This is a genomic window from Nostoc sp. DedSLP03 (genome assembly GCF_034530815.1).
GTDB lineage: Bacteria > Cyanobacteriota > Cyanobacteriia > Cyanobacteriales > Nostocaceae > Nostoc.
The window spans coordinates 22591-29254 of the sequence record NZ_JAVRCK010000103.1; the positions used below are offsets into that span (position 1 = coordinate 22591).

The window sequence follows — 6664 nt, forward strand, 5'->3', positions numbered from 1 at the left end:
AGTAACAACGATTAGTATTTATAAAAATGAATAAGCGAGCGCACCTGAAGTTTAAATAGTTTTTGTGTTCTGGAATCAAATGCGTTGCATAGAAAAGCAGCAGCAGCTTGAGATATTATTGTTGCGATCGCAGCTCCAAGTCCGGCATATTTAGGAATCAGTAATAAATTGAGAATAATGTTTAGTATTGCCCCAAACAAAGTCTTACCTAAAGAAACGTGGTTTAAACTTTCAGCAATAAACCAAGGTGATGTTGCAAGACCCATAAATACAAACAAAGAAGTCCAAATATGAACTGCTAATATTGCTCCTGCCTCTGCATATCCACTTCCAAACATCACTATAATGATCTTGTCAGATAAAAAAGACATTGGAAGAGCAATTGCTAAAGATATACATGTCATTAGACTGAGTAATTGTCCTATTCGCTGATAGTAAAGACTTTCTGATTTTTCTTTTGCTGCATAAATTGCCGGAGCTACAGAAGAAACAATAGCCCCTGGAATAAAATACCAAATTTCAGAAATACGCACAGCAGCAGAATAAATTCCAACCTCACTATCTCCGATCATTTGACCTAACATCACCTGATCTATTCTCATAAAAATCATGATGGCGAACCCCGAAAAAATTAGAGGTAAACTCTCTTTCAGAAGAGTTTTGGCAGCCGCACTGCTCCAACGCCATAACCACAAAGAAGACCCTTTGACTTGGTAAACAATCAGTAAACCAATAGCACTCATTACAAATTCTGCTAATGTTACCAAAGCAAAAGCTAGCAATGGTGCTTTTGTTAAAATTAATGCAATTTTGATGATAGTATTTAGTAGAAATGCTGTGTTTTTAGCTATTACAGTGTATTTCGACTGTACCTGTGATTGAAACCACAGTTCAATAGTATCAGATGCCCTAAAAACTCCTGCTATTCCTAAAATTGCAACTAGCCATATCTTTAGTGTTTCATGCTCACCTAAGAAAAACATCGTGCTAACTGCCAATAAAACAGAAGCAATTCCACCTAAAAATTTTAGCCAAAAAGTAGTTCCTAAAATTTCCTCTTTATTTGATGATTGACGAACAAGATGGCGAACTACTACGTCGTCTAGTCCAAGAGTAAAAATTGGGCTAAATAAGGCAACAAAAGCTAAAGCATAGTTAAATAGACCATACTGTTGTACTCCTAAATAACGTGCTACCCATACTCCTACAACCAAGCTTGCACCCATACGTAGAATGCGGTCAGCAAATAACCAACCTGTATTAGCAATAATTGCACGCAGACCAGAACGCGATTGAAATTGCGATAAGTTTTTGATCTTTAATTTACTTAACATTATTTTTATGAAATAATTATCTGAAGTTATTGGTAATTATCAATTCTTTTTGTACAAATTTTCAATTTTTGTCAATAATAACTGAAGTATATTTATTCACCGATTTATGTTATTAAACGCCTACAAAATTTGGAATTTACCACTAATTAAAATTCTCAAAAAATAGCTAATCAGTAAAATAATGCCTTTAGTTTTCCAATACAAACTATGCTCAAACAAAAATATTATTTTCAAATAACTAACAAAATCTTGATATTTTGGGCAGGGTTTTGTTTGTAATTCATTGATAGATGTAAAAGCTAAAAATAATGGAGAGCTAAAATTGTTTTTTTGCAGGATGTAATTAAAGAGAGAATTACGTTTCCAGAATCTTTTGTATTCATAGTTTTTGTCTACATCTAAAAAATTCTTATTATGATATTTATTATGATCGTGTATTCTATACCTTACTAAAGGTTTAGACATATAAAACTTTTTAGCCCCCACCAAAGAAGCTCCCCATACCAAACAGTCATCAGCCCTTACACGCCAATCTTCTAAATTTTGAATAGGTAAAAATTTTCTGACTATTTCTCTACGTATTGATAATGTTGAAGTTATAGAACCAATCCATTCACCATTATATAAAGTTCTAATTACTGAATAACCTAAATCTAAATCAACTACATCGTCTTGAAATATGCCTTCTACTGCTCCAAATTTTTTATACGCACAAAATACAAAATCACATTCACTGCGTCTATTGTAAAAATTTAGAGTGTTTTCTAAATACTGAGGCTCATAAATATCATCGGCATCTAAAAAAAATAGAATGTCACCAGTAGCAGCTAAAAAACCTTCATTAAAAGATGATAATTGTCCTTGATTTTGTTTTTTAAAAATAGACCTAACATTAACTGCTTGAGTAAATTTATTGATAATTTCTACAGAATTATCTGTAGATGCATCATCAACAATGATAATTTCATCAAATTTGACTGTCTGATTTAAAGCGCTATCAATTGCCTCCGATAGAAATTCAGCATAATTGTAATTATTAATTAAACAAGAAGTTTTGATTTTAGTTTTATCCATTATTCCTACAGTCCCAAAATTAGGTTTAAATAGTTGTAGTGATGGTAGCCTTCACCATTATTAAAAAAACTTAACGCTCTTTGCGAAATTTAGTTAAGCTGCTAGAAAATACCAAATCTTGTTCAATTTGTTGTTTTTTAGTGTCATAAAAATAATTATTAGGTTCATTTTTAGTGTTCACACCATTGATGACTATCCCTAATACCTTCTGACCTGACTGAGTTAAAAACTCTTTAGCTGCATTTGCACTGTTCAAGTCAACTACTCCAGGACGAACGACTAATAAGATACCGTCAGTCAAAGTGCTTAAAACAGCAGCATCTGCTATTCCTGACAAGGGAGGAGTATCAAAAATTACAAGATCGTAATCTCTCCCAAAGTTACTAATTAATGTTGCCATACGTTGGGAATCTAGCATTGCCACTGGATTGGGAGGCAAAACTCCAGAAGTAAGAACTTCCAGATTAGGCATGACTTCTTGAACAACTGTATCTAAAGAAGCTTGATTAATTATTACATTACTTAATCCCATTGTATTTGTTAGCCCCCAGATATGATGCTGTATGGGATGACGCATATCTGCATCCACCAACAACACCCTACGCCCCGCCTGAGCCATAGTCACAGCTAAATTTGCAGATACGTCAGACTTTCCTTCTTTGGCAACGGAACTTGTAATTACAATGCTTTTGAGCGGTTTATCAGAACAGAGGAACTTCAAATTCACTTGTAGTATTTGATATGCATTGCCAACAGGGAAGTAAGGAATATCTCTGCCAATAATTTTGGGAATAGGTCTATCAAGTCCTGGTATAGAAGAATGATCTTTACCATTTCTACCTTGTGTAGGAATCACTCCCAAAACACTGTATCTCAAGACTTCTTTGGCTTCTTTGACGGTCTTCACCGAGCGGTCTATCAAATCTAAAGTAAAGACGACAATGATACCTAAGAAAAAACCAACTCCTGCTCCACCAATAATAAACAGCATTTTCCGAGGCCCTTCTGCTTTATCAGGGGTTAAAGCATAGGAAATAACACGAGCATTAGCAATCTTTTGATTCTGTGCAATATCAATCTCTTGGCGTTTCTTTAAGAGTGTTTCGTAAGTCGTTTGAGCTGCTTGCAGTTTCCGTTCTAGCTCTCGTTGACTTTGTTCTAGCCTTGGCAAATTATTTGCTCGTTTGATATAGGCATTTTGCTGTTGTTTGAGTGTAACAATTTGCCTCTCCAGACCAACACGTTCTGCCTGAGCACGAGTAATATCTGCAATTAGGCTTTGCCGCAGTTGTCCAACCTGTAAACTTCCCTGTGTTATCTGTGCTCCACCAGCTACTTGTCCTGTCCGCTCTTTCAACAAGTTCTTAAGAGCTAAGACTTTTTCTTCTAAGTTAGTAATTGTAGGGTGTTCAGGTGAAAAACGGGTACGCTCTAGTGCAAGTTGGCTTTCTGTTTCTTGAAGTTGGGCTAGCACTTTCTGAACTCCAGGTGCTTGACTCAATTCAGATTCAATTACACCTTGCCGTGAATCTATCTGAGCTTCACTGCTTAACTGTTCTAGACGACCCCTCACATCATCTAGTTGAGCTAAAGCTTGAGAAATTTGGTTTCCTAACTTAGAAATGGTATCGACTGCTGCGGCTGCTTCTTGTTCTAGAACAACAACTTTATTAGTTTCTTTAAATAGCCGCAGTTTTGATTCGGCTCTTCTGACAACTTCCTCAGCTTTAGGTACTTCCGTTACAAGAACCTGTTTGGCTGTCCGCGCTTCATTCTGATTAGCCTTGATATTTAGATCGATATAATTGTCAATAACTTTATTAACGATTTTGGCAGCTAGTTCTGGATCGCCACCTTTATAAGAAAGTTGTACAACATCAGTACCTTTAATTCCTTCTATTTTCAGTTGTTTTGCCAAATCGGGAATCGAGAGCAGTTTGCCTTGACTATCTTTAAGGTTGAGGGAATTAATCGTTTTCTCAATTACTGGATTCGATCCAATAACTCTCACCTGAGTTTCCAGGGGATTGTCGTTCACATTCAAAGCTTCTAGGCGTCCTATGTCATCCGGTAAGCCTGTGAGTGAGGAAGAGCGATTTGTTTTAATCATCAAACTTCCTTCTGCCTTGTATGAAGGTTTTAGTGAAAATGCATACAAGCATCCAAGGCTAACAGATATGGCGAAAATTCCAACTAGAGGTAGCCAACGCCGTTGAAGAACTTCTAAGTATTTCTGAATATTTACTTCTTCAAAATTTGGTAAAGATTCCATCGTCATAATATATGTAAGTTTTTATAAAAAGACTATTTACTTACAGCAAATTGTTCTCAAGATTGTGACTACAGTGCTAATAAAGTCTATTTCGCAATATTAATATTTGCGTTAATTCGTAGCTAATAACCTGCTGCTGAGGTTTTTTAATATCTAAAGTTAACTAATAGTTTTGTAACCTGGAATTTTAACTTAAATTGATACTATAATGAGAGCAAAAACAGGATAAATCACAATTTTATCTCTGATTTAATCGCTTTCCATTTTTGGAGCTTACTTAATTTTGGTTAACTTAGTTTTATGCTACTACTAATCCAAGTATTGATTAGTAAGCTAACAATCACTATCATATTATGTAAAAACATTGATTTTTATAACTTTACAAAAAATTTATACAATATACTAATATATTCATTCTCAGTCTGCTGATTTTTAAAAGATAAGAGGAGTTAATTCGTTCAGGGTAAGGAATAGAAGAATTGTGTCAGTTTATAAGCAATGGAAGCATTTCAGAGATAGTCTTTAGACAGTGAAAATAGATACTTGGAAAGACTGGATGAATCTTTACAGAAGCTACTTCAAAACTTTAATTAACAATTTATTTTTGCTCTAAATAATAGTCAAGTTTGGTAATAATACGGTACTAGCAATCATAAAATTGCATGATTTAGGTATTGAACCTATAAAGACTCGCAATAAATTTAATTTGCCTTTATGTAGAAATACATTCATTTTTGTAATACAAATAAACTACATACGATTACTAAGTAAATTGGCTCCAGCTTAAATTTAACGCAGTCTAACAAACGAGCATCAAATAACAGCGTGAATAAATCGAGAAATTAGTCTATATCAGACTAGTACAAAACAGCAAAAATCCAGCTACTATCTCAATTAAGCAGACAAATAGCTCAAGAAACTTGTTCAACGTAGGCAAACTTTCGTTAGATTCTACTAGATTTCACTATATTTTTAATGAAGTTTCCCTATATTTATTATCACCTGTGTTAATCTAAGGTACTCAAGCTAGCCTGCTATTTCTTGATTTTTGTATCTAGGCAATTGTAATTATTAAATTGACATTAAATATTGAGAGATTGAATTATGAAATTCTCTTCTATTATCTTAGCCATTGTGATTAGCGCACTCACTCTCAGTCAAAATGCCTATGCTAATCAAGAGAATGTTCCCATAAAAATAGGCGATCGCGATCGGGCTGGAGTTTTATTCACAGAACCAGCTACGATTAATACTACATGGAGTAATTTTATCGGACAGACTAATAATTCCAAACAAACTGCTGAATCAATTTCGCTAATGCAGGAGCGAGGATGCTCAAAAATTAACCCGCTTGAGTTCATCAATAACCCCAGCGCTTTTTTTAAGCAATGTCAGGAACCAACCAAGACTCAAAGTACTGAACCAATTGAGTATCTCAAGGTTCCGAAACTGGATTCTGGTATTAGTGTGACAGTTACTAAATTTTGATATAGGAACTTTTTAACAATAAATAGCTAATTTTTGGTAGTGTGATTTATCGATTTATTTAGATAATTTACGCTCAAATATGGATGAAATATTTATGCTGGCTGCTTTAGCTCAAAGCAGAAAAGCTTTGCCGGAATGTTTGCCGAACCCACCAGTAGGCTGTGCGATCGTATATGACCAAGAGATCGTTGCTCAAGGATACACGCAAGCACCAGGAAAACACCATGCTGAAGCTGACGCACTTATACCTGTTAGTACTTTTAGTCCATAAAATTTCTCTAGGAGTAATCGAGTTGATTATACCGCATCCAATGCAGATGTCTGCGTCAAATTATGACACAAATGCAATTGTCACAGATATCTGCGTCTTCTGGATCGTCCTAAATCTCAGGAAAGAGATACAGCAGATTGCAGGTAAGTGTAGTACAGTAAAACCAGTGTATCAAAGTTAAAAATGAAACCTTACTCCATTGATTTTCGGCAAAAAATAGTCAAA

At 34.8% G+C, this 6664-nt stretch carries 5 protein-coding genes; 2 read left to right on the forward strand and 3 right to left on the reverse strand.

Annotated features, from left to right (window positions below; genetic code table 11):
* Positions 1 to 11 precede the first annotated feature (11 nt).
* From RM368_RS32470 to RM368_RS32480, 3 genes are all read right to left on the reverse strand, one after another.
* Positions 12 to 1334, reverse strand: a complete 1323-nt coding sequence (locus tag RM368_RS32470) for a flippase (protein WP_322697866.1) — start codon at positions 1332 to 1334, stop codon at positions 12 to 14.
* Between the two features lie 120 nt (positions 1335 to 1454).
* Positions 1455 to 2408, reverse strand: coding sequence for a glycosyltransferase family 2 protein (locus RM368_RS32475; RefSeq protein WP_322697867.1), 954 nt, complete (start codon positions 2406 to 2408; stop codon positions 1455 to 1457).
* A 70-nt stretch (positions 2409 to 2478) separates the two neighbouring features.
* Positions 2479 to 4686 (reverse strand): polysaccharide biosynthesis tyrosine autokinase, encoded by a 2208-nt coding sequence (locus RM368_RS32480; protein WP_322697868.1) that lies wholly within the window; start codon positions 4684 to 4686, stop codon positions 2479 to 2481.
* A gap of 1098 nt (positions 4687 to 5784) precedes the next feature.
* Between RM368_RS32480 and RM368_RS32485 the strand changes: the two genes are divergently transcribed.
* Together RM368_RS32485 and RM368_RS32490 are read left to right on the forward strand one after the other, a co-directional pair.
* Positions 5785 to 6168 carry a hypothetical protein gene (locus RM368_RS32485; RefSeq protein WP_322697869.1) on the forward strand — a complete coding sequence of 128 codons (384 nt, stop codon included), beginning with the start codon at positions 5785 to 5787 and terminating at the stop codon, positions 6166 to 6168.
* A 79-nt stretch (positions 6169 to 6247) separates the two neighbouring features.
* The gene (locus tag RM368_RS32490; RefSeq protein ID WP_322697870.1) at positions 6248 to 6439 is read left to right on the forward strand and encodes a hypothetical protein; all 192 of its coding nucleotides are present in this window, start codon (positions 6248 to 6250) and stop codon (positions 6437 to 6439) included.
* Positions 6440 to 6664: the final 225 nt, after the last annotated feature.

Excerpts from the sequence above, each read along its gene's own strand:
- RM368_RS32475 (WP_322697867.1), bottom strand. The coding sequence starts at position 2,408 with ATGGATAAAACTAAAATCAAAACTTCTTGTTTAATTAATAATTACAAT.
- RM368_RS32485 (WP_322697869.1), top strand. The coding sequence starts at position 5,785 with ATGAAATTCTCTTCTATTATCTTAGCCATTGTGATTAGCGCACTCACT.
- RM368_RS32490 (WP_322697870.1), top strand. The coding sequence starts at position 6,248 with ATGGATGAAATATTTATGCTGGCTGCTTTAGCTCAAAGCAGAAAAGCT.
- RM368_RS32470 (WP_322697866.1), bottom strand. The coding sequence starts at position 1,334 with ATGTTAAGTAAATTAAAGATCAAAAACTTATCGCAATTTCAATCGCGT.
- RM368_RS32480 (WP_322697868.1), bottom strand. The coding sequence starts at position 4,686 with ATGACGATGGAATCTTTACCAAATTTTGAAGAAGTAAATATTCAGAAA.